The organism is Streptomyces sp. NPDC007875 (assembly GCF_042868035.1).
GTDB lineage: Bacteria > Actinomycetota > Actinomycetes > Streptomycetales > Streptomycetaceae > Streptomyces > Streptomyces antimycoticus.
In genome coordinates, this window is sequence record NZ_JBIADZ010000094.1 from 1 (window position 1) to 4,006 (window position 4,006).

Below are 4,006 nucleotides of genomic sequence, written 5' to 3' on the forward strand. Positions count from 1 at the left end.
CCGCACCCCACACCAGCCTGTATCTCGAACTCGGCCCCGACCCCACCCTCACCACCGCAACCCACCACACCCTCCACCACCACACCACCACCACCACCAACACCGAGCAGAACAACCCCACCCACCGCCCCACACCCCTCACCACCTCCACCCTCACCCACAAACGGCCCGACACCCAAGCCCTCACCCACACCCTCGCCCAACTCCACACCAGCGGAACCACCATCGACTGGACCAGCTGGTACCCCACCACCCCCACCCCCCGCACCATCGACCTCCCCACCTACGCCTTCCAACACCAGCACTACTGGCTGTCGTCGGCTTCCTCCTCGGACCCGGCGCCCACCGAGGCGGCTCTGGTCGACAGGGAGTTCTGGGCGGCGGTGGAGCGGGAGGATCTGGAAGCGCTCGCGGCGACCATCGATTCACCGGCGGACCAGCAGCCCATGCTGAGCGCTGTGCTCCCGACGCTGTCCGCCTGGCGGCGGCACCACCGGGAGCAGTCGGTCATCAATTCCTGGCGGTATCAGGCCACGTGGAAGCGTCTTTCTGCTCCCTCCGCGCCTCCGATCCTCTCCGGCACCTGGCTGCTGATCGTCCCCGCCGGTCAGTCCGACCATCCTGCCGTGGCAACCGCCGAGCAGGCCCTGACCGCCCACGGCGCCACCCCTCTCCGCCATGTGCTCGACACCCACTCCGTCGATCGCGACGCCTTGGCGGACCACCTCACCCGTCTGACCACGGAGGGTGAACCCACCGGAGTACTGAGCCTGCTCGCCCTCGACGAGGAGCCGCACCCCGACTACGCAGCCGTGCCCTCCGGGCTGGCCGCGACCACCGTGCTCGTCCAGGCCCTCGGCGACGCCGAGATCCCGGCGCCGCTGTGGTGCCTCACCCAGGGCGCCGTCGCCACCGGTCCCGGTGATCCGCTCCCGAGCCCGCGGCAAGCACAGACATGGGGACTGGGCCGCGCCGCGGCCCTCGAACACCCTCGCCGCTGGGGTGGCCTGATCGACCTCCCGACCGTCATCGACCACCACACCTCCGACCGTCTGACCGCCCTGCTCGCCCCCGGTCGACCGGAGGACCAGACCGCCATCCGCGCCACCGGCAGCTACGCCCGGCGCCTCCGCAGGGCCGGTGCCCCCGCCACTGCGCCCAGGACCTGGCAGCCCACGGGTACCACGCTCATCACCGGTGGCACCGGCGGTCTCGGCGCCCATGTCGCCCGCTGGCTCGCCCACCACGGCGCACCCCACCTCCACCTCATCAGCCGCTCCGGCCCCGACGCCCCCGGCGCCACCCAACTCGCCCAAGAACTCACCACCCTGGGCACCACCGTCACCATCACCGCCTGCGACGCCTCCGACCGCACCGCACTCCAACACCTCCTCACCACCATCCCCGACGAACACCCCCTCACCACCGTCATCCACGCCGCCGGAACGTCGGACACCGAGCTCATCGCCGATCTGGGGCCGGAGCAACTGCAGCATGTGCTCGGACCCAAGGCCCTGGCCGCCGCTCATCTGCATGAGCTGACGCAGGGGCTGGACCTCAGCGCCTTTGTGCTCTTCTCGTCCGGCGCCGCCGCGTGGGGCGGCAGTCGGCAAGGCGCCTACGCCGCCGCGAACACCTATCTCGACGCCCTCGCCGAGCACCGCCGCGCCCGAGGACTTTCCGCCACCAGCCTCGCCTGGGGCCCCTGGGGCGACGCGGGCATGGCCGCCGACGAGACGGCGCTCGCGTTCTACGGCCGACGTGGACTGGCCCCGCTGAGCCCCGAACTGGCCGTGGCATCGCTCCAGCACGCCCTGGATCACCGTGACACCACCATCACCGTCGCGGACATGGACTGGGAGAAGTTCCCGACGGCCTTCACCGCTCAGCGCCCCAGCCCGCTGCTCGACGATCTGAACACTGCCGCGGAGAACACGACCGAGCGGACCACCAGCGCGTCCACGGACCCGTCCGCCGGCACCTCGCTCCAGCAGCGGCTCTCCGCCAGCACCCCCGAGCAGCAGCACCACCTCCTGCTCGAACGGATCCAGTCCCTCGCGGCCTCGATCCTGGGCCATTCCGGTCCGGACGCCATCCCGCCCGCCCAGCCGTTCCAGGAGCTCGGGTTCGACTCCCTGACCGCCGTGGAGCTGCGCAACCAGCTCGCCACCGCCACCGGAATCGACCTCGCGCCCGCGCTCGTCTTCGACCACCCCACGCCCAACGCCCTCGCGACATACCTGCGCGCCGAACTCACGGGCCAGCAGATCGCCGTCGCCGCTCACAGCCCCATCACGGCCGCCCAGGACGAGCCGATCGCGATCGTCGGCATGGCCTGCCGCTTCCCGGGCGACGCACACTCCCCGAAGGACCTGTGGGACCTGGTCGTCGCCCGTCGCGATGCCATCTCGGAGATGCCCACCGACCGCAACTGGGATCTGAACGCGCTCTACGACCCCGACCCCGACCGCGCGGGGACGAGCTACGTCCGGGAGGGCGGCTTCCTCTATCAGGCGGCCGAGTTCGATCCCGGGTTCTTCGGCATCAGCCCGCGCGAGGCGGTCGCCATGGACCCCCAGCAGCGCCTGCTCCTGGAAACCGCCTGGGAGACGTTCGAGAACGCGGGCCTGGACCGGGACACGCTCGCGGGCAGCAACACGGGAGTGTTCGCGGGGGTGACCTCCCAGGACTATCTGTCCCTCACCGGCGATACGGCGAGCGACGTCGAAGGCTATGTCGCCACGGGCAATATCGGGAGCGTGGTGTCCGGCCGGGTGGCGTACTCGTTCGGCCTCGAAGGCCCTGCGGTGACGGTGGATACGGCCTGCTCGTCCTCCCTGGTCGCGATGCATCTGGCGGCCCAGGCACTGCGGCAGGGCGAATGCACGATGGCGCTGGCGGGTGGCGTGACGGTGATGGCCACCCCGGGCGCGTTCATCGAGTTCTCCCGCCAGCGTGGTCTGGCGCCCGACGCGCGCTGCAAGCCGTTCGCGGCAGCGGCGGACGGCATGGTGTGGGGCGAGGGCGCCGGTCTCGTACTGCTGGAGCGGCTGTCGGACGCGCGCCGCAACGGCCACCGGGTGATGGCTGTCGTCCGTGGCTCGGCCGTCAACCAGGACGGCACCAGTAACGGCCTGACCGCGCCGAACGGGCCCTCGCAGCAGCGCGTGATCCGGCAGGCGCTCGCCAACGCCCGGCTGTCGCCGTCCGAGGTGGACGCGGTCGAGGCGCACGGTACGGGCACGACGCTGGGTGACCCGATCGAGGCACAGGCGCTGCTGGCCACCTATGGCCAGGAGCGGGACGAGGGACGTCCGCTGTGGCTCGGCTCCATCAAGTCCAACATCGGCCACACTCAGGCCGCCGCCGGCGTGGCCGGGGTCATCAAGATGGTGATGGCGATGCGCCACGGGGTGCTGCCCGCCTCACTGCACATCGACGAACCGACATCCCATGTCGACTGGAACGCGGGCGACCTGCGCCTGCTCACCGCACCCGTCCCATGGCCCCAGGGCGAACGGCCCCGGCGGGCGGGGGTCTCCTCCTTCGGCATCTCCGGTACGAACGCCCACCTCATCCTTGAACAGGCCCCTGAGCCAATCGAGCCCGCCCCCGTATCGAACGCCCTCGGTGTGGCTCCGTGGGTGATCTCCGCACAGAGCGAGGCGGCGCTGCGGGGCCAGGCGCGAGCCTTGACCGGGCACATCAACAGCGATCCTGAGGTGACACCGGCCGAGGTGGGCTGGTCCCTGCTGCGGACCAGGACGCTCTTCGACCACCGGGCCGTGCTCATCGGCCAGGACCGCGACGAACTGGTGGCGGGGCTCGAAGCACTGGCCGCCGGGGACCCCCATCCGAGTCTGCTGCACCCCGGCCAGACCCCCGACGCGACCGGGCAGACCGTGTTTCTCTTCAGCGGGCAGGGCAGCCAGCGCCCCGGCATGGGCGCCGACCTCTACGACCGCTTCCCCGTCTTCGCCGAAGCCTTCGACGAGGTCTGCACCCT

General features: G+C 71.2%; 1 protein-coding gene. It reads left to right on the plus strand.

Annotated features, from left to right (window positions below):
- A partial coding sequence (locus tag ACFYOY_RS49005; protein WP_388594612.1) for an SDR family NAD(P)-dependent oxidoreductase occupies positions 1-4,006 on the plus strand: 4,006 nt, incomplete at both ends.